Raw genomic sequence first — 20,011 nt, 5'->3', positions numbered from 1 at the left:
GCAGATCGATTCCACTAAACTTGTTCATGCCGGCCTCCTGTGCGTCACGTCGCTGTTCGCACCTCGACTCTACGCCAGCCGTTCGACCCGAACGGAGGGGAGGCCGGCTATATGATTATCAGAACCGGTTGTGTTGTCGCCACCCTACCCGATCGGCGCGCCTTCACGCAATCACCAGCAGCAGGCGATCCCATTCCGCGGCGACCGGATCAATTGCAGGTGCACCGAACCCACCACCCGCCACGTGCGGGCCGGATGCGCGCGAACACGCCTGGCTGGCTGCGAATTGATTATCCGCTGCCCCCAGCGGTCCCACAGCTGACTCGCAACGCTCGAAAATGCTTGATCAGAGCGGGCCGGACCTTCAAAGCGCCGCTACAGGCATCGGTAGCGATCTGCGGGTAAATTGCGGGTAGAAATTCATATTGTCACTCAGCAATGAGCCATAAAGTCCCGACCAGCAAGGCTCTTCGCGATCCTAAGTTGATCCTGAATAAGGATCAGCACGTCACACCAGTTTGCGGGGCCCTGAGTCGGCTCATTGAGCGTGCCGTTGACCGTCGCGAACGGATAGTTGACCACACCGTAAATATCGCCCTTGAGTGCCGAGGGCAACTCCTGCGATTCGAGGTGCAGCGGTCGCTGGAACTGATTGTGCGCGAGCTGTTGCGTCAGACTCCGGTATCTGTTGCGCAGGCTCGCCGCATTGTCGGCCGATTGCGCGAAGGCGCTCTGGCACAGGCAGCAGAACACCGCCAGCATCGTGGCTATCAGGCACTGTCGCGCTCTCCAGTTGCCTGCAGGGGATCCGGCAGGGCTGCCCATGGACGTCCTCCTACTACTGGCTCAGGTTGCGGGGCGCCGTGCGGGATCGGATCGTGGCGCGCTTGCTGCCCTCGCATTCTTGCAGGCTCTGGCGTGGTTCGTATATCCATAGTCGCCGCTGTTTTGCGATCGGGCGGAATAGACTGATAGAACTCATGCACTGCCGCCTGGCGACGTTCAAAGCGGTCGTTCGTCCGGACCGGTTGATCATCGTCAGTTGAGGAGCCCATACCAGCCTTGACGCCTTGAGGCATCAACGATCGCTGCGGCCGACCAACCGCTACCGCGTCAGCGGCTTCGTTCAACCGATGTTATCGCGGCTGGCACCGGACATTTCTATAAAGCTACTACACGTCGCACGAACGACAAATTATGTTATGTAAAGTCGAATGCTGGAGATGGCGTCAAGCTATTTCGACCGCTGTTTTCCATAAAACTGTTCCCGTTTTTTGCAGAATTTTGTTCCTGGCATCCAGACCTGAACCAAGCACCGCGTGATGCCAAAGGCCTACCTTCTCCCGCATTGCGCCAGCAACCTCAGCAGGTGCTTTCATCAGTATTCAACTCGGCGTTGCATTTAGGGCCTTCCGGAAAAGCCGCAAAATCGCCTCAAATGTTGGTCTGACGAACAACTTTCTGCAAAACCTCCTGAAGCAAACTTGTTCGCGATGTTTCTGTCAGCCGCAATTCGACAGGCCACGCGCGGGAACAAAATTATGCGAACCAACGACGGTCCAACTGCGGAACGCAGCGGTTCTTGGAGGCCAGTTTCGCCCACTTGGATATCCTGCTGCGCGTCCTATACTAAAAGGGAGCCGCGCGGAAGCCGGCCCCTGAAGCAGAAACGGACGAGAAATCGTTCATTGGGGCGCGGTAGCGGGGCCACGGAAACGCCTGCGTGAATAGCGCGGGCGTTTTCTTTGGGGGGCCTGATGAACGCCACGCCGCAAGTGTCGGCATGCTCACCAGCGCCGATCTTACAGGCCCCATGCCATTCAGTGGCATCGTCTCGGGCCCGGGTCCTCACTAATATGTGCGAAGTGTGGCTACGCCCGCATGAGCGGGTGCAAGGTAACTTGCCCCGGTCACGCACCGCGCAAGCGGGCAAATGCCCCGCTTTGTCGTGCCCGTTGGTCAGCGGTCCTGCCTCGTGTCCCATACCCGGAGCACGAAGATTGTGGTGGGGGGATCGGCGTATGCGGGTTTGATTTCGAGATGGATTTCGTATCGTCCGCCCAGGCACACCCACCTGTGAACCTCGCGGGGCGGCGGGCCGTCGTACCCGTCCAGTTCTTCCCCGAGCCGATGGTGGTGGTCCTCACCCAGCTTCTTCGCTTCGGCCAACAGTGCCTTTACTACCTTTCGCGCCACTGTGACGTCGTTGTAAAGCTTGACGTGATCAGCGATTTGACCGAGGTCGGACATGGCCTTGCTGGTCAGTTCAACAGGCACGGTCATGCACGCGTCACCGGCCGTTCGTTTTGCGTCCCGATGCTATCCGCCCACCCTTCGGCTTGCTCCATCGAAACCACACGGCCTGCGTCAACGTCGTCCAGGCCCTCCTGGATCAGACGTCGCCTTTCCTTTTCACGCGCCAAATACGCGATCAAGGCTTTCTTAATGATCCATTGCTTCGGGCGTTCGATCTGCTCGGCCAGGGCGTCAACCTCCTCGGCCAACGCCACGGGTACCTGCGCAGTCAGGGTCCGGGTTGTCGCTGTTGCGGTCATTGATGCCTCAATTATGAGTTTCCAATAGTTTCTATTGTAAAACAATAAATTGACTGTGGCGAATCGCCTGAAGGCCTGCGCCTTCCCGCAAACGCTGTCACACAGCGTATCGGAGATGCCTCACTCCCACCTCCCTTCGGCAGAAATCGTCCTGTGGGCACGTGGACCATCCGCCGGCGTGTGTCAACCTGGACCGGAAAATGCTCAGCCGACTGGCCCACGCGCGGTCAATTCCGCCCTCTTAACTTCTGATGCAACGAGTTCAACATCCCGCCCTATTTTTCATGCTGACAAGTCGTACTCGACGGCCTGGTCCTATCAGCGAAAAGCCTTGCTCCTGGCCCGCGAGCTGTACAAAAATACAGTACTGTATTTTTGTACAGCACTGGCGGGATGATGGAGCATCTGGTCAGGGTCTACACCGAAAGCGACCGCCGAACGCTCGAATGGCTGCGTCGGCACGTCGGTGATTCCGCGATTGCAGTTACAGTCGAACGGTTTGCCGGATCCGGCAAACCTTATCTCTCTGCCGTTTGCAAACACCTGGGTGTCAAGACCCCGGTGTTTTCCGTTCCACACCAAACTCCCAGTCCGGTGGCCGAAGAGTCTCTTGCTGCGATCCGAAGCATTCTCCCCGCGCGTTCAGCGTCGATGGTTTCGAAACTCGGCGCTATGCGTTAGCGGTGGTTCCCGCTGGCTTGTATCAGCGTCAGGGAACAGAGCTGCTGCCCCAGTCTGGACCAGGACGATCCGCGAAATCATGTCGGTCATGGTATTAACCCGCCGTTGTCAATGGCTTGCTGTCCAGTTTGGGGCAAGCAGCGAACCTATCCAGTATGCACTACTAAAAAAAACTGAGATTAGTCCGCTCAAGTCGCGCTTTGCGCATTGACGGGCGCGTGATTGACCCCTGCGCCCACCTAATTGTCGGGCGCATCCCACCTGCCTGGCGCACGATGGACGCCGAAGGACACGCGTGGCCTTCGGTCGCGCATCCGCTTCAGTCCAGGTCTCACACAGAAAGGTACGGCGCCCTTTTCTCGATCGTATGATCCGCATCATGCGTCTCCTCGTATCGGCTTGCCACATCCGCCGTACACGTGACGGACCTGCGCTCACGACAACGTCGAAGGTTGTTGTAGGGAAATAAAATTATAATGGCGAGGCCCATTCATTTTCGGATCGGCCGCATGATGTGTCCCTCTCATGCTGCGAAAGAGCATTGGGCGTCCTGACCTTCTGGCATCAGACCCGCTGCTCCGCTCAAGCCGATCCATCGTATTCAGCCATGCATACTCAGTTCCGCTTTTCCTCCGCGGCTTTCGTGCTTGCGCTAGCGAGCGCACTGTCTGCGTGCTCGACGCCGAAGCCGCTTTACCAGCAAGAACAGTTCGACGCAGGCGATAGCCCCTATATGCACAGGTTCGACGCGAAGGCGGAACCCGCTTGTGAAGCCGCCCGCCGTGCGTTGCTCAGCCAGGGATATATCGCCAGTTCGACGAGGCCCGATTCGGTCGATGGATCGAAAAATTTCCAGCCCACCAGCGATTCGCACGCAGTGATTGAAATCCACGTGGTCTGCACAACCGACGACCCGAAAAGCACCAGCAGTACGGCGTACGTGAACGCGGTGCAGGATCGCTATGCGCTGAAGAAGAGCAACACGTCGGCTAGCGTCGGACTGAGCGTATTCGGATCGCTGTCGCTGCCGATCGGCTCGAGCGATGACTCGATGGTGAAGGTTGCGAGCGAGACGATTCCTGCCGGCGTTTTCTATCAGCGTTTCTTCGCGCTAGTCGATCACTACCTGAAGGCCGACTCCGCCCAGCCTGCCGCTGTTGCCACCGCTGCAGCGCCAAAGGAGGCGCTGCCATCGATAAACGACGCCGTGCCGCCAATCGGAGCAGCCCAGACAGGCGGTCGTGGTGCCGCTGACGACCACTGAGTTCGCGAGGGTATTGCCCTGATTCTGCGCAAGCGCCAGCCTCAATTGCTGGTACTGGCCTGCCGCCAGCGGCGCGCGGCCGAGATCGGTCAGAACGCCGTTGGTCAGCGACAGCAGATCGACCTTCTGCGGTGCCGGCAGCGCAATGTCGGTCCAGCCGCTGTCAGTATCGCCGGCTGTCGAGCTGGCGTTGACGCGCACTTTGTCGACCGTCACGTAGACGTGGTCGAAGCCACAGGACGGCGCATCGGTCATTGCGACGTGAAGGCGTACCTGTCGCCGGGCCTGCTCCGTCTCCACCACCGCCGCCACATCCGGACAGCATCACTGGCACAGCCAGCAAACCGGTCAATGTCTTCAGAATCGTCCTCATGGTGAAACAACGCCCCCTTGTTTTTGGTGGTCGAAGAATACAAAAAGGGGGACGGAAAACTTTAGACGATTTGCAACGAAGCGTAACTTCTTGCGCGGCATCCGGTGGCCGCAGGTTGCGATTGGCCAACATCGCATGCTGTTCGGCAACTAGACTGCGCCGTCAGACGACCTCATTGATTGGCTTCGAATGCTTTGTCGAGGTCGTTTCAACATGTTTCATCCGCTTACTTCGCCGGATTCTGGCGACGTGTTCCGCGCAGTCGCGACGCACGTCAATTTTCGTAGCGTGCATACGGTTGCGGGCGTGCGACGCTCATCGTCGCACGCCGAATGTTACAAAAAATTTCATGCCGCTGCCTTTCGTACGACCTAAATTCCTTTCCATTCCTCCAGGTGATCGTCATTAGCGCTGGACAGCGCGCCGAGATTGGCGAAATGCCGGGCACCAGGGAAGGTTGACTGTTCGTAGACGGAATCGTAGCCGACGCGCTGGCGGTCCCCAGCGCTGGCGGCCTGTGACATGGAAGCGGCAGTGGGTACCGGCGAACGACAACGGCGGAAAAGACTTTCCGGCAATGCCAACGTGGAAATTTCCGGCAAAGGGTGCAATGCCAATCGAGCTATCAGCTGCTGCCGTGCCGCTGCCGCTCGTCCTGTTACGGGTCGCATATAGATGAGGAGTCTTCCATGCGACGCAACAAGCCTGGTGCATTTCTGATCGGAATTCCCTTTGCCGCGATGCTGGCGGCCAGCACGACGAGCTGGGGCGCCCCCACGCTGGTCTCGGGTCCCAGCCCGTTTGCAAGCTGTACCGTTGGCGGACCCGGCACCGTCTACGTGAACGCGGAGGTCGAACCCTGGATGGCTGTGAATCCTGCCAATCCGTCGAACCTCATCGGGGCGTGGCAACAGGATCGCTGGTCGAACGGCGGTGCGCATGGGTTGGTTGCCGGCTTCTCGTTTGATGGTGGTCAGACATGGAAACAGACGAATCTGCCTTTCAGCGTGTGCGCAGGTGGACTCGGGTACGAGCGCGCCTCTGACCCTTGGGTATCCATTGGGCCGGACGGGACCGCCTACTCCGTATCGATCTCGTTTAACCAGTCCAACAACAACAATGCAGTCGCCGCGGCCGTTTCACGGGATGGCGGCCAAAGCTGGGGGAACCTGAGCGTCCTCATCGCCGACAACGAGCCCACGCTGCAGTTCTTCAACGACAAGGAGTCAGTGACGGCCAATCCCATCAAGGCAGGGGTCGCCTATGCAGTTTGGGACCGGCTCGAACTGCCGAACGGCAACCCATACGCCAACCTGCACACTGCCGCGTTCCGAGGGCCGTCGATGTTCTCGAAGACCGTCGACGGCGGTCTCACATGGAGTTCACCATCGGTCATCGTGAGCGTGCCGTCACGCCAGCAGATGATCGGCAACCAGATCGTGGTCAATTCGCAGGACGGGACACTGTATGACTTTTTCGACCTGATCAGTCCACCGTTCAAAAAATCGGCCGGCAAGGTTGCGTTCACCAAGTCGACCGACGATGGCGCAACGTGGACGAAACCGCAGATCATCGCCGGGCTGGAGACCGTCCCGGTCACGGATCCCAACACCGGCGAAGCGGTGCGCACCGGCGACATCATCCCCGAACCGGCGATCGATCCAGCGACGGGGCAACTCTACGTTGTCTGGCAGGACTCGCGTTTCAACGGCGGCCAGTATGACGAGATCGCCTTCTCGACGTCCACGAATGGCGGTGCATCGTGGACCGCGCCCATCCGGGTGAACACACCCTCAGGGCGGCCAGCGTTCAATCCGTCGGTTCGCGTGAATTCCGCAGGTACGGTCGCTGTCACGTACTACGATTTCCGCGACCTGGCGGCGGATAACAAGTCGACGCTGCCGACAAACTACTGGCAAACGACGTCGACCAACGGCGGGGGGAGCTTCGGCAGCGAGTTGCGACTGTCCGGTCCGTTCGATCTGAAAACGGCGCCGGTAGCGGAGGGATTCTTCCTGGGGGACTATTCAGGTTTGGACACGCGGGGAAATGCGTTCCTGTCGTTCTTTGTGCAGACGAACCCGGGCAACACCTCTAATCGCACGGATGTTTTCTTTGTTGCGCCGTAACGTCGGGTAGTCTGGCCGAGGCAGGCACAGACCGCCCAGATGCTGCTGGGCGGTCGTAGTCGGTTGAACGCGAGCGGCTGGTTTGGACGACGACGCGACAGACATCATCTGCGCACAAAGGTCCGTTGTCTGGACGGAACCGATGTTCGAACGTCCGTGTGAAACGGTGGAACAAAATCCGCAGAAGGCCGGCTGCTGGTGCACGGACCGGCAATCCGTGCGCCAGCACTCATCCGGCCAGTGACAAATTTCCTTCGCGTTGACCAAACACCTGTTCCCAAGGCGCGACCGCCATGGGAACCTCGCGTCGTCGCGAGTGGGCACTTTTACTGTCGCAACGGTGGCAGATTTAATCCGGTCTACGCGTAGCGAGCCTATTTTGCAGTCGACGGCATCACCGACGTCGCCGCCTTTCCCGACCACATCGGTGACATCCGCTTTGTCCGGCAGCTCCCCGGCAAGGTAGCCGGGCTGCGCAACATGAATGAACGCCCAAGAAGGCTCTACGCCACAGGCGAGATCGAGGCCGTGGACATGCGGGCGGCCGGCCAGCTGCTGCATGAGCAGATCAACCGGGTGCTCGATCTCGTTCGCTTCGAGTACGACCACGCGAACATCAGCGTCGCGGATGACTTTGCCGCGTGCCGCTCCACCGGCGGGTACTGGCGTGTGCTGCCGATTCCGAAGGTGGTGCCCAATCCGCGCGCGGCCGTCAGCGGCGAGGAGCTGCACCGGTTCGCCGGCAATGTCAGCCGCCTTGTGACCGGCGAGCGGTTTTCGCAGGAGGGGCGTGACAGGGGACTGGCCGCCTTCCGCCTGTATCGGACGGGCGCGGATACGACCAACTTCGAGAACAAGCTCGTCAACTGGTGGACCGGGCTGGAACAGCTTGCGAAGGGCGGAGGAGGAACCAGCTCGATCGGCGGGGCGGTCGAGTCAAGTCTGACGCCCGTGCTGATGGGGGTCTCGATCGCCAACCACCTCGGCGCCTATCGCGAGGTGTTGCTGGAGCAGTCGATCGAACTCGTCGATCCGGGCGACGGTCAGCCGGTCGCGCTCAAAGAACTGGACCTCGCGCAGCTCTACACTGTCCTTGCTCAACCGGCGCATCGCCAGACGATCAACGACCGGCTGCGGGACCTGCCGTTCACACAGATGCGCTTTGACCAGTTCATGGGTTTCCTCGCCTCGCCGACCGACATGAAGACAGTTCTTGCGTTCCGGTGCAAATCGGAGGAGCCGATAGGTTACGCTCGGGTGTTGACGAGCGCGAGCAGGCAATGAGTAAGCTGATAGACATCGACAGGCTGTTCAACGGCCGCCACTTTGACCGCGAAGTCATTGTCCTGTGTGTGCGTTGGTATCTGCGTTACAAGCTTAGCCTTCGAAACCTCGTTGAAATAATGGCCGAGCGCGGCCTGTCGCTGGCGCACACTACGATCATGCGCTGGGTAAAACGCTTCGCGCCGGAGTTCGTCAAGCGCTGGAATCGATTTGCGAGATCCGCTGGCCGTTCATGGCGAGTCGACGAGACGTATGTGAAGGTTCGTGGCAAATGGGCCTATCTTTACCGTGCAGTTGACCGCGCAGGAAAGACGGTCGACTTCCGGCTCAGCGCCAGGCGCGATGTCGCTGCGGCTAAGGCTTTCTTCGTGAAGGCGATCAACAGTCAAGGGCTCGCCCCGAAGACCATCACGCAGGACGGCTACGCGGCGTCTCACCGCGCGGTGCGCGAAATGAAGACTGACGAGTTGCTTCCCGAGGACACGACGTTGCGATCGTCGAAGTATTTGAACAACTTAATCGAGCAGGATCATCGCAACATCAAGTCCAGGGTCAATGCGATGCTCGGCTTCAAACGCTTCAGGAACGCCGCCGTTACTATCTCAGGCATCGAATTGATGCATCGCATTCGAAAGGGTCAGTTTAACCTCACACAGCTGCGCCTCAAAGATACCACTGCGCCTGCAGTTTGGATGGCAGTCCTCTCAGATCGATGATGTAACGGCGATTAGTCGTCTATCTTTCGCTCGCGCCGGTAATTTGCACCAGAGCCGGTCGGGTCGCATTCCGTATTGCGCTACTGGGATGGGAAGTTATGGCATGCAGATGGACAAGTCTGCAGTAAACAGGACTGGCCGCGCAGATTACAAAATCCAGTCCTGATACGGCAGACAAATCTAGCCCCCTCAGAAAACCCGCAACCAGTTATAAACGAAATTCTCAAGCATAGCGCCCATGCCGCGTCGCGCCATCAAGCTCAGGCATCTCGAGGAACCAGTGTGCTTCCTTCGAGATGAAATCAGGTTCGCCGTTGACCTCCACACGTCGATGTCGTTACACTTGATGTCTGGCCATCGCTCCTTCGCCTCCCGGCTCATGGATCTAAAGCAGATTCAGTATTTCATCGCGCTGTTCGAAGATGGCTCCGTAACGCGGGCCGCGAAGCGGCTCAATATCGTGCAGCCCGCGCTCAGCATGCAGATCTCCAAGCTTGAAACGGAACTGAACAGCCAGCTCTTTGAGCGCGGCCCGCATGGCATGACCCCCACCGACGCCGCACGGCAGATGTACCGCCTCTACATGCCGATCATGCGCGACATCGACCACGCGCGCGAGCAGCTCTGCCGGCACGATGTGATCGTGGCCGGGCGTATCTCGCTCGGGATGGTGGCGTCGGAAGCGCAGAGCGTCCTGCCGGAATCGCTCGCGCTATTCAACGCGCTCTACCCACATGTCGAGGTGTCGGTGGCCGATGGTTTCAGCGCGCAACTGATCGACGCGGTGGAAGCGGGCCGGCTCGACGCGGCCATCATCAACCGGCCCCGCGGGCGCCTGTCGCTCGATACGTCTCCACTGGTAGTCGAAGAGATGGTGCTCGTCACGAGCGCGGAACACGGCCCTGCGCTGCCCGACACCATTACGGCATCCGCGCTGATGGAGCTCGAGCTCGTGCTGCCGACGCGCCGCAACGGCCTGCGCGGCGTGCTCGACGCCGCGCTGCTGAATGCCGACATCGTGATCAAGCCGCAGTTCGAGATCGACCTGCTGACCACGATCGTGCAATTTGTCGAACAAAGCAGCATCGCGACGATCATGCCGCGCGTGGTCGTGCAGCGGAAGGTCGACGACAGCCTGCTGCGCGCGACCCCGATCTCGGCGCCGCGCATCGTGCGTCACATCGTTTGCGTGAGCCATCCGAAGCGGCCGATCGGTCCTGCCACGACCGAGCTCATCGACATCATCGCCGACCAGATCCGCCGCGTCACAACGGGGATCGAGATCGCGGACCCCGATCCGGCCAACGGCAACCAGGCGTGAGCCGCTTCGCTGGTGCTGTCCTTCCGCCGGCTGGCGCGCGTCGCTACGCGCATCGCTGCGGATAGCGAACGGCGCGACGCAAGTCGGCCTATCGCGCGCGGTCGCGCGATCAGTACGGGTCGCGCACCGGCGTGTTGTCGAGCTTGCCGAGCGTCTCCGGCACGACGAACGCGCCGATGAGAAATATCACGCTGATCGCGCCGACGAACACGGCAAGCGTCATCGGCAGATCGAGTGGCGTCTTCGCGACCAGCGAGACGAGCGTGGGCATCATCCCGCCGATCGCAAAGCCAATATTCCACGACAGACCCGTGCCGGTCGCGCGGATCGCCGTCGGAAACCGCTCGTTCAGGAAGATCAGAATATCGGCGCATAACCTGCGCTGCCGAGCGCACTCAGGATGACCGCGTAGACACCGACCATCGTGATGGTCTGCGCCGTCGGCAACAGCAGGAACAGTGCGGGCAATGCAAACAGACGGATTGCGCCGAGCAGGATGAAGGTCCGTTTGCGGCCGATGAACGTGCTCAGGTGACCGGCCGCGACCGATGCGATTACCACGGCCACGCTGCACAACATAAGGATCGCAGCAGCCGTCCCATTCGGTGCGTGATTGACGACCTTGAGGAAGGTCGGCAGATAACCCGACGTCAGGTAATAGCCGCTGCCGCCGCCGATCGTCAGCAGCAGGTTGACGAACAGGATCGAACGATAGTCGCGCGAGAACAGCGTGCGGATCGGCGAACGAACCACCTCGACCGGCGCGTTACGCGTCTTGTCGGCGGCGGCACGCGCGGCCTTTTCCGCGGCAAGCTTTTTCCACAGCGGCGATTCTTCGAGACTGTTGAAGACGAAGAGTCCGAGCACCGAGCTGATGATCCCGGTGAAGAACATGCAGCGCCAGCCCCACACGTCGAACAGGTCGCCGGGAAACAGCGACGACATCGCGAGATACGTCAGCGAAGCGAGCAGCGCACCAAGGCCTGCCCCTCCGCCGCCAATCAGCCCCGACACCGCGCCGCGATACTTCAGCGCAACGGATTCCGTGCCGATCGTGTGCGTCGACGCCACCACGCCGCCGACGAATACGCCCTGCACGAGACGCAGCAGCAGAAAGAGCACCGGCGCGATCACGCCCACCTGTGCAACGGTCGGCAGCAAACCGAACGCCGCCGTCGACAGACCGACACCGACCACCGCGAGAATCATCGCGCCCTTGCGGCCGCGCCGGTCCGCATACGAGCCGAACAACGCGGATCCGAGCGGCCGCATCAGCAGCGTGACGGCGAACGACGCATACACCGCGGCGAGCGACAGCATCGCGTGTTCGGAGGGGAAGAACAACCGGCCGACCACCGGTGCGACGAACAACAGGACGAACAGATCGAACAGATCGAGCGCCCATCCCAGACACGAGGCTACCACTGCGCCCATCACCTGCCGCCTGTTGATTGCGGGCACGGCGGCGCCACTTTGCGCTGCAACGGACATCATCATCTCCTAAGTTAATACCGGGCTGGCCCAGATGTGAACTCACCCGATGTGCGACGCGCTTCGGCCTCGTGAAAGGCACGGCGCGCTCTTGTTACGTTGACGAAAATCGTTATGACGTCAGGCGAGCCAGACCGCGCTGGTCTTGCGCCGCAAACTGCGTCTTGCCGAGCATCGCGTCGGCGATCTTCTCGGCGATCATGATGGTCGGAATGTTCGTGTTGGCTGACGGCAGACGCGGCATCAGCGAAGCATCGACCACCCGTAGCCCATGCGCGCCATGCACTCGCCCTTCGGTATCCGTCACGGCGCTGCGCTCGCGCGCGTCGCCCATCCGGCAAGTACCGCTCGCATGCCAGACGCCGAACACGTTCGCGCGAATGAAGTCGTTCAATGCGCGCTCGTTTGTGAGTACCGACGACATCTGCACGCCGCGCGTGAAGAAGCGTTCGATCAACGCCCGACGCATCGGTGCGGGTGTATCGAGCAGCAGCCCCAGCAGCGACGTGATCACCGCATTGGCTTTACTCACGCGGCTCAACGCCTTCACGCGCGGCGAAAAAGCGGCGGGGAAAAAGTCGCGCTGATCCTCGCTCAGGCCCGAGGCCGCGACCACACGCGCCAACATGCGCACGCCCGCGGCGAGCCGCGCGACATCGCGTTCGTCGTCGAGCAGATTTAGATCGACCTGCGGTGCGGCGACCGGATCGCTCGAAACGAGTTGCACGCGGCCGCGCGAATACGGACGGTTGCACCACAGGAAAAACAGGCCAAGCCGGCTACCGAGTGCATGCCACGCGGCGCGCGTCGCGCTCGACAGGTACAGATCGGACGCCTCGCAATCCGCGACGCCCGACGTGAATCGCGCTGCCGTCATGCTGGCGCGGCGCCGCGCGAGCGGCATGCGAAAGCGCGGCTCGAGAAAATGACAGAACGTCAGCGACGGATGGTCCTGCAGATTCCGCCCGACGCCCGGCAGATCGAGCACACACTCGATGCCGAGTGCGCGCAGTTCGCTCGCGTCGCCCACGCCCGCGCGCATCAGCAGTGCCGGCGACTGCAACGCGCCGGCGCACACGATCGTCTCCCGCGCCTTGAAGCGCAGTCGCTCGCCGTGCGGCGAAACGGCAAGCACGCCGCGTGCGGCCACCCCTTCCATCACGATGCGCTCGACGCGCAGGTTCGAAAAGATATGCAGGTTCGGCCGCTTGCGTGTTTCTGCATCGAGATAGGCGACCGCGGTCGATACGCGCCGGTCGTCGCGATTCGAAAACGCGCCCGGAAAATAGCCGTCGTCGAACTGCGCGTTCTGGTCCTGCAACGCCGCGAAGCCGTTGCTGCGCAATCCGTGGGCGAACGCGTTGCAAAACGGCGGCCACTGCTGCGGCATGATGCGGCGGATCGGCACCGGTCCATCCGCACCGTGCAGCGGACCATATGGAAAGTCGACGTCGCTCTCGAGCTTGCGAAAATACGGCAGCACGTCATCCCACGCCCAGCCTGCCGCACCGCTCGCGGCCCAGTCGTCGTCGTCCCGCGGCAGGCCGCGATTGGCCGACTGCACGTTGATGCTCGAACCGCCACCCATCACGCGGCCCTGCTCATAGACTTTAGCCGCCGACTTCCGCGTGGCCTTCGCCTTGAGCTCAGGCCAGATCCAGGTCTCCCCGCAGAAAACAGGCATCGGGTAGCTGTCGAGGATCGCCTCCGGCACCGCGCCCGGCGGCGTATCCGCACCCGCCTCGATCAATGCGACGCTCACCGACGGCACGGCCGACAGCCGATGCGCGAGCACGGATCCTGCCGACCCACCGCCGACGATCACATAATCGAAACGCGCGCTTACCCGCTCCATGCCTGTCTCCTGAATTGCTCGATCTATGCGCTGCTATCAGCTACCGCGAAACACGGGCTTGCGTTTGCCATGAAACGCTTCGACGCCTTCACGGAAATCGTCCGAACTGCGCAGCCGGCTATAGCAATGTCCTTCCAGTTCGATCGCGATCGAAAGCGGCGCGTCTTCGGTGTCGTTCAGCAGCTTCTTCGCAGTACGCTGCGCGAGCGGCGAGAAGGCGCGCAACTCGTCGACGAGTGCATCGGTCGCGGCTTCGAGCTCCGCATCGGGCACGCAGTCGACCGCGATGCCCCAGTCATACGCCTGCTTGCCCGGAATGCGGCGCGAGCGCATCACGATGTCCTTCGTGCGGCCGACGCCGACCATCTTCTGCAGACGCGCCGAGCCGCCCGAACCCGGAATCTGGCCGAGCTTCTGTTCCGGCAGTGCGTAGAAGCTGGTGTCGGTCGCGATGCGGAAATCACAGGCGAGCGACAGTTCGAAACCGACGCCGAAGCAGAAGCCGCGATTGGCCGCGATCACCGGCTTCGAGCACCGTGCGGGCGCGGCGACATTCCACGCCAACTTCGACACGTGTTCCGGCGACGCTTCGAGAAAGCCCTTGATGTCGCCGCCGCTCGAGAAGTGCTCGCCTTTCGCACGCAGCACGATCACGCGGACGCGGTCGTCCTCGTCGAGTGCTTCGAATGCGGCGCGCAGCTGGTCGCGTGCATGCATCGAGATCACGTTGAACGGCGGGCGGTGCAGCATGATGTCGGCGCGTTCGCGCGCGGCGTCGATTTCGATCGAGAAGCCGTCGAGTTCCTGCAGCAGCGTCTGGCCGCGATGAGTCAGGTCAGTCATGTGTTACTCCTTTTGTGGTTCTGTCAGGTTGTGCGGCGCCGTGCTCCGGTTCGTACTCGCCCGCGGAAAGCTTGCGGCGCAGGATCTTGCCGACCGGCGATTTCGGAATGTCGTCGACAAACACGTATTCGCGCGGGCGCTTGAAGTTGACGAGATCGGAGGTCCGGCAAAAGTCATCGAGCGCCTGGGCTTCGACGTATTCGCTGCGCTTGATGAAGGCGACAACACGCTGCCCCCAGCGCTCGTCTTTCACGCCAGCGACGGCCACTTCGTCCACCGCCGGATGCAGCGACAACACCGATTCGATATCGACTGGCGAGATGTTCTCGCCGCCGCTGATAATCATGTCGTCGACGCGGCCCGATACGAAGAGATCGCCGTCGTTATCGAAGTAGCCGGTGTCGCCGGTGAAATACCAGCCGTCGCGCAACGACTTCGCGTTCGCGTCAGGCCGGTTCCAGTAGCCTTCGAACGACTCGTCGCCGAGCAGGTCCGCAATGATCTGGCCTTCTTCGCCGGTTTGCGCGAGTTCGTCGGGCGACGTCGCGTCGAGCTTCACGACGCGCAGCCGCGTATTGACGCCGGCGCGGCCCGCGCTGCCGGGTTTCAGCGTCGCGTCCTGATCGATACTGAACGTGTAGACCTCGGACGAGCCGTAGTGATTGACGAACAGTTCCGGCTTGAAAGCAGCCGAAAGACGCTTCAGCAGACCGTCGTTCATCGGCGCGCCGGCAAAGCCGAGTTTCGTCACCGAACTTTTGTCGGTGCGCGCGAACTCCGGTGCGGCCAGCAGATCGTGATAGAGCGTGGGCACCAGGTACAGACACGTCAGCCGGTACGTGCAGATGGAATCGAGCGCAAGGGTCGCATTCCAGCGGCGAACGCAGACGAACAGCCCGTCGACGAGTGCCATCGCCAGCAGCGAGCGCACGCCCATCGTGTGATAGAGCGGCATCACGCCGAGCGTGCGTTCGCCGTGGCGATAGAGGTTCTGTGCGACGTGCGCGAGCGCGGCGGCGCGTTCGTGGCGATGCCGGCGCGGCACGCCCTTCGCCTTGCCCGTGGTGCCGGACGTGTAGAGGATCAGCGAGTAGTCTTCCGCGGTGGCCGCAGCAACAGCTGCGCCTTCGCGCCGACGCTCGCCCAGCAGTGCATCGAACGAAATCGACGCGCCCGCCGCATCGTCCAGCGCAATGCGCGCAACGGCCTTCGCGGCGGCGCTTTGCGTGACGGCTTCGGCGCAAACCGGCTCGTACACGATGGCTTTGACGCCCGCATCGGTCACGCAGTAATCGAGCTCATCGGGTTTCGCCCGCCAGTTCAGCGGCACGATCGCCACGCCGGCGAACTGGCACGCCCAGTGCAGCGTCGCCATTTCCCAGCGATTTTGCAGCACGACGAGCAGACGGTCGCCGTGTGCGAGGCCGAGTTCGTGCAGACCGTCCGCAACGTTCAGGATGATCCGGTGCCACTGCGCATACGTGAGCGTCAGTTCACCATCGACGAGCGCCAGCGCGTTCGGGCTGCGCTCCACGCTTTGCAGAAAGGTTCGGCCGAGATCAAGCATCGCTCGTCTCCTTCTCTTCCTGCGCCTGGCGCCGGCGCGCCGCCACATCGAGCACGGCGGCGACGATCGGCGTATAGCCTGTACAGCGGCACAGATGGCCCGACAGCATGTCGCGCACCTGCGCCTCGTTTGGATCCGGTACGCGCTTCAGATAGTCGGCGCACGACATCAGAATGCCGGCGGTGCAAAAGCCGCACTGCAGCGCGTGATGACGCTGGAACGCCTGCTGAAGGTCGCCGAGCGTCTGGTCGGGCGCGAGGCCTTCTACCGTATCGATGCGGCGGCCGTCCGCCTGCAACGCGAGCATCAGGCACGAACGTCCCGCCACACCGTCGATATGAACCGTGCAGGCGCCGCACACGCCGTGTTCGCATCCGACGTGCGTGCCGGTTGCGCCCAGTTCGTGCCGCAGAAGATCGGACAGCAGATCGCGCGGCTCGCAATAGCCGCTCCGTTCGCGGCCGTTGAGCGTCAAGGTGATTCGCCGCCGTTCGCCGCGCGGTTGTATGCCCTGCGGCATCGTATTAACAGGGGTCTTCGGGGTCTTGCTCACTTCGCCTCCTCTATCACGCGCCATCCCAGTTGCCGGACCAGATGCCGGCGATACGTCGCACTGACATGCGCGTCGTCCTGCGCGCCCAGCTTCCAGCTCAAATCGTTCAATGCAGTACGCAAGTCGTCGCCCTGCAGACGCGGCCAGCGCTCCACCACCGGCCGGTCGGCGACGCCACCCACTGCGAGCTGGATCAGGTTATCCGTCACCACCGCCGCGCACGACACGAGGGCGAAATCGCCATGACGGGCGGAGAATTCCGCAAAGCCGTAGCGCTCGCCCGGCTTTTTCAGCGGAAAACGCACAGCCTCGACAAGTTCGTCCGGCTCGCGCGCCGTCATCAACATCCCCTGAAAAAAGTCCTCGGCGGCGAGCACGCGCTTGCGCTTTGTCGAGCGCAGCAGCACACCGCCGCCCAGGGCTGCCAATGCGAGAGGCAACTCGGCGCTCGGATCCGCGTGAGCGATCGACCCGCATACGGTGCCGCGATTGCGGATCTGAAAGTGGGAAATGTGCGGGAACGCGAGAGCGAGCAACGGCACTTCGTCGCGCAGAGACGGGCGCCACTCGACGCTGCCCTGCGTCGCCGCCGCACCAATGACGAGCTGCCCCGCCTCGTTGTCGACCCGCACCGTATTCAACTCGTCGGTGCGGGAAATATCGACGAGCCAGCGCGGTTGCGCGAGGCGCATGTTCAGCACCGCCATCAGCGACTGGCCGCCGGCCAGCACGCGTGCGTCTTCGCCGCCATGCGCGAGCGCTTCGAGCGCATGTTCCGTACTCGTCGCGCGCAGATAATCGAACGGCGCCGGTTTCATGTTCTACTCCTGAAGAATGCGAGGAAGCGCGAGAGCCACGAGCCTTGCGCGCGGCCTTGATCGACGGGCTTGCCTGATGCTTGCCGGCCCAGCGATTCGAACAGTTGCCGCAGCACGACTTTCGCCGCGCCTTCGAGCATCCGCCCGCCGACTGCCGCAACCTTGCCCGACACCTGCGCTTCATAGTCGTACGACAGCCGCGTGCCGCGCTCCGTGGGCGTCAGTTCTACGAGTCCTTCGCCACGCGCGGTGCCAAGCGGCGAGCTGCCGGCACCAGCGAGGCGCAGACGATGCGGCGCGTCGATATCCGACAACCCGATCCGCGCTTCGAAGCGCGCCTTGATCATGCCGACGCCGACCGTCACATCGGCGCGATACTGGTTCGGTCCGGTCGCTTCGAGCGCGTGGCAGCCTGGAATGACCTTCGCGAGCGCCTGTGGGTCCATCAGCACCGCAAAGATCGCTTCAGGTGCGGCGTCGAGATCGACAGTGCCCCGCGCCGTCAGCGCCTTGCCGCCTGCAAGCGCCTTGTTCGACGCGGCGGCCGCAGCCGCTTGAAGTAACTCGGGACGCGAAGGCGGCGGATCGTCGATGCCGATCAGGTGCATCACCTTCGCAGGCGTGAGCGGCAAGCGGATATCCTCGACGCCGAGTGCATCGGCCACTGCATTTGCGATGCACGGCGGCGTGCTCATGTTGTTGCCTTCGCCCAGCCCTTTCGCACCGAGCGGCGTGAACGGCGACGGCGTTTCCAGATGCACGATCATCGGATCAGGCACTTCGCAGGTGGTTGGCATCAGGTAGTCGGCGAGCGTGCCCGACTGGAAACTGCCGTCTGCGCCGTAGCGGAACTCTTCCATCAGTGCCGCGCCCAGGCCCTGCGCGAACGCGCCACGAATCTGGCCGTCGGCGAGTGCCGGATTGAGCAGCGTGCCAGCGTCGTGGGCGGTCACATAGCGGTCGATGCGCACCCGGCCGGTTGCGCGGTCCACTTCGACGGCGCACATGTCGAACGCGAAACCGTAGGCCGCCGATGTGTTGATGCGATCCTGCTCGTCGGGCGCGTCCATGTGCGGCGGCGTCCAGAACACCGTCTCGCGCAGGCCCGGCTCTTCGCCTTCAGGCAACAGCGCGGGCGCCCAGTGCGGCGCATTGCTCGCGACGCGGCCAAACGGCAGCGCGCGGTCTTCCTTGCCCTTCGCAAAGATGCGGCCGTCTTCGAAACAGATGTCCTCGGGCGCACAACCCGATTGCTTCGCGACGATGCGGGCCACCTTGTCGCGCACACGCATCGCTGCCAGATGCACCGTGCCGGCCACCGCACCGGCAAAACGACTCGAATAGTTACCTGCCGCCACTGACCATGCGTCCTTGTGCGTGTCGAACTCGACGTTGACGACGATGTCGCGCGGATTCAAACCAAGCACATCGGCGACAACCTGCGCGCAGACAGTCATATGCCCCTGCCCCGCCGGCGTCGATGCAATCGTCACGACCACGCCGCCGAGCAGATCGACGCTGACTGTCGCGCTCGCGACGGCGCCGCTCTTCGGGCCGGCTTTTTTGCGCGCCTCGGCGGGCATCACGGTCGTGATGTAGCCCATGTTCGACACAGACGGCTCAACGATCGCCGCAAAGCCGATGCCATACACACGTCCTTCGCGGCGCGCCGCATCGCGACGCGCGACGAGTTCGTCGTAGCCGCCTTCAGCGAGCGAGCGGCGCAGCGCTTCCTGATAGTCGCCAGAATCGAGCAGCGCACCCGCTGCGGCGCGATACGGGAACGCATCGGCGGCGACGAAGTTGCGGCGATACACGTCGAGCACATCGAGCTTCAGTTTGATCGCGATGCGTTGCATCAGACGTTCAAGCGCGAAATACACCTGCGGTCCACCGAAACCGCGGACGAGGCCCGTCGGCGTTTTATTCGTGAGCGCCACGCGGTTGCGCACGACGAGATTCGGAATCGCGTAGGCGCCCGTCAGGCAGCCATGCATCCGGTAGAACGTTGCTGGCTCCGGCGCACGCAGATAGCCGCCGCAGTCCTCGATCTGGTCGTATGAGAGCGCGGTAATGCGGCCGTCGCCCTCAACGGCGGCTTCGAGCGTCGTCAGGCGCGCGGTGGCCGACGTGGCCGCGCTCAGATGCTCGAGGCGATCCTCGACCCATTTCACCGGTGCACCGGCCTTGCGCGACGCAAGGCACATCAACACCACATACGGAAACACCGCCTGCTTCACGCCGAAGCTGCCGCCCGAATCGCGCGGCGCCTTGTGCCGCAGACGATTTGCCGGCACGTTCAGCGCCATCGACATCACCGCATGCAGCGAGAAGGGCCCCATGAAATTCGACGTGACGTCATAACCCTCATCGCCGGACAGATACTCGGCGATCACCACGCCGCATTCGATCGGCGCACACGTGTCTGTCTCTTATACACATCTAAAAAAAAAAACCACAGAATCTCTCTATCCGCTCTCACATGAAACAGGTAGATGCGACAAAGATAGCAAGATTAGAAGCGTAACGTACGAAAGATGACAAGTGAGCTCGATATACTG

The 20,011-nt window shown here is 62.1% G+C and carries 14 protein-coding genes and 3 pseudogenes; 6 read left to right on the top strand and 11 right to left on the bottom strand.

Features of this window, described 5'->3' with window-relative positions; translation table 11 throughout:
- Positions 1-432 precede the first annotated feature (432 nt).
- From FSO04_RS40745 to FSO04_RS40730, 3 genes are all read right to left on the bottom strand, one after another.
- Positions 433-825 carry a hypothetical protein gene (locus FSO04_RS40745; RefSeq protein WP_372342717.1) on the bottom strand — a complete coding sequence of 131 codons (393 nt, stop codon included), beginning with the start codon at positions 823-825 and terminating at the stop codon, positions 433-435.
- Positions 826-1,959: 1,134 nt separating this feature from the next.
- On the bottom strand, positions 1,960-2,283 hold the full coding sequence (locus tag FSO04_RS40735) for a type II toxin-antitoxin system RelE/ParE family toxin (RefSeq protein ID WP_154567052.1): 324 nt from the start codon (positions 2,281-2,283) through the stop codon (positions 1,960-1,962).
- A complete protein-coding gene (locus FSO04_RS40730; protein WP_154567051.1) occupies positions 2,280-2,555 on the bottom strand; it encodes a CopG family ribbon-helix-helix protein in 276 nt (91 codons plus the stop codon). The genes FSO04_RS40735 and FSO04_RS40730 overlap by 4 nt, the downstream gene beginning before the upstream one ends.
- Before the next feature lie 393 nt (positions 2,556-2,948).
- Between FSO04_RS40730 and FSO04_RS49095 the strand changes: the two genes are divergently transcribed.
- Positions 2,949-3,236, top strand: a complete 288-nt coding sequence (locus FSO04_RS49095) for a CppA family protein (RefSeq protein ID WP_479687414.1) — start codon at positions 2,949-2,951, stop codon at positions 3,234-3,236.
- A gap of 607 nt (positions 3,237-3,843) precedes the next feature.
- Complete coding sequence (locus FSO04_RS40725; RefSeq protein WP_154567050.1) at positions 3,844-4,500, top strand: DUF2242 domain-containing protein; 657 nt, start codon at positions 3,844-3,846, stop codon at positions 4,498-4,500.
- Here the strand turns inward: FSO04_RS40725 and FSO04_RS40720 are convergent.
- Positions 4,477-4,873 (bottom strand): annotated as a pseudogene (locus FSO04_RS40720) (DUF4382 domain-containing protein); the annotation flags it as partial. The gene FSO04_RS40725 and the pseudogene FSO04_RS40720 sit on opposite strands and share 24 nt — an antisense overlap.
- A gap of 689 nt (positions 4,874-5,562) precedes the next feature.
- Here FSO04_RS40720 and FSO04_RS40715 point away from each other — a divergent pair.
- The 4 genes from FSO04_RS40715 (at position 5,563) to FSO04_RS40700 (ending at position 10,323) form a co-directional block, all read left to right on the top strand.
- Complete coding sequence (locus tag FSO04_RS40715; RefSeq protein ID WP_154567049.1) at positions 5,563-7,002, top strand: sialidase family protein; 1,440 nt, start codon at positions 5,563-5,565, stop codon at positions 7,000-7,002.
- Between the two features lie 480 nt (positions 7,003-7,482).
- Positions 7,483-8,286 carry a hypothetical protein gene (locus FSO04_RS40710; protein WP_154567048.1) on the top strand — a complete coding sequence of 268 codons (804 nt, stop codon included), beginning with the start codon at positions 7,483-7,485 and terminating at the stop codon, positions 8,284-8,286.
- Positions 8,283-9,002 carry an IS6 family transposase gene (locus FSO04_RS40705; protein WP_154567047.1) on the top strand — a complete coding sequence of 240 codons (720 nt, stop codon included), beginning with the start codon at positions 8,283-8,285 and terminating at the stop codon, positions 9,000-9,002. Before FSO04_RS40710 ends, FSO04_RS40705 begins: the two co-directional genes overlap by 4 nt.
- A 379-nt stretch (positions 9,003-9,381) precedes the next feature.
- A complete protein-coding gene (locus FSO04_RS40700) occupies positions 9,382-10,323 on the top strand; it encodes a LysR family transcriptional regulator (RefSeq protein WP_154567055.1) in 942 nt (313 codons plus the stop codon).
- Positions 10,324-10,432: 109 nt separating this feature from the next.
- On the opposite strand, the pseudogene FSO04_RS40695 reads toward FSO04_RS40700, so the two are convergent.
- The 7 genes and pseudogenes from FSO04_RS40695 to FSO04_RS40665 all read right to left on the bottom strand — a co-directional run.
- Positions 10,433-11,814: pseudogene (locus tag FSO04_RS40695) on the bottom strand (MFS transporter).
- Between the two features lie 112 nt (positions 11,815-11,926).
- A complete protein-coding gene (locus FSO04_RS40690) occupies positions 11,927-13,669 on the bottom strand; it encodes a GMC family oxidoreductase (protein WP_154567046.1) in 1,743 nt (580 codons plus the stop codon).
- Positions 13,670-13,705: 36 nt separating this feature from the next.
- Complete coding sequence (locus FSO04_RS40685; protein ID WP_154567045.1) at positions 13,706-14,512, bottom strand: enoyl-CoA hydratase/isomerase family protein; 807 nt, start codon at positions 14,510-14,512, stop codon at positions 13,706-13,708.
- Entirely contained in the window at positions 14,505-16,079 is a 1,575-nt protein-coding gene (locus FSO04_RS40680; RefSeq protein ID WP_154567044.1) for an AMP-binding protein, read from the bottom strand. Before FSO04_RS40680 ends, FSO04_RS40685 begins: the two co-directional genes overlap by 8 nt.
- Positions 16,072-16,599 (bottom strand): (2Fe-2S)-binding protein, encoded by a 528-nt coding sequence (locus FSO04_RS40675; protein ID WP_154567054.1) that lies wholly within the window; start codon positions 16,597-16,599, stop codon positions 16,072-16,074. Before FSO04_RS40675 ends, FSO04_RS40680 begins: the two co-directional genes overlap by 8 nt.
- A 29-nt stretch (positions 16,600-16,628) precedes the next feature.
- Positions 16,629-17,450, bottom strand: a complete 822-nt coding sequence (locus FSO04_RS40670; RefSeq protein ID WP_063496444.1) for an FAD binding domain-containing protein — start codon at positions 17,448-17,450, stop codon at positions 16,629-16,631.
- Positions 17,447-19,876, bottom strand: a pseudogene (locus FSO04_RS40665) (xanthine dehydrogenase family protein molybdopterin-binding subunit); the annotation flags it as partial. The gene FSO04_RS40670 and the pseudogene FSO04_RS40665, both read right to left, overlap by 4 nt.
- Positions 19,877-20,011 lie beyond the last annotated feature (135 nt).

Source organism: Paraburkholderia madseniana, from assembly GCF_009690905.1.
GTDB lineage: Bacteria > Pseudomonadota > Gammaproteobacteria > Burkholderiales > Burkholderiaceae > Paraburkholderia > Paraburkholderia madseniana.
Note: the sequence above shows the minus strand (reverse complement) of the source record. Positions and strands in the feature narration are given on the sequence as shown.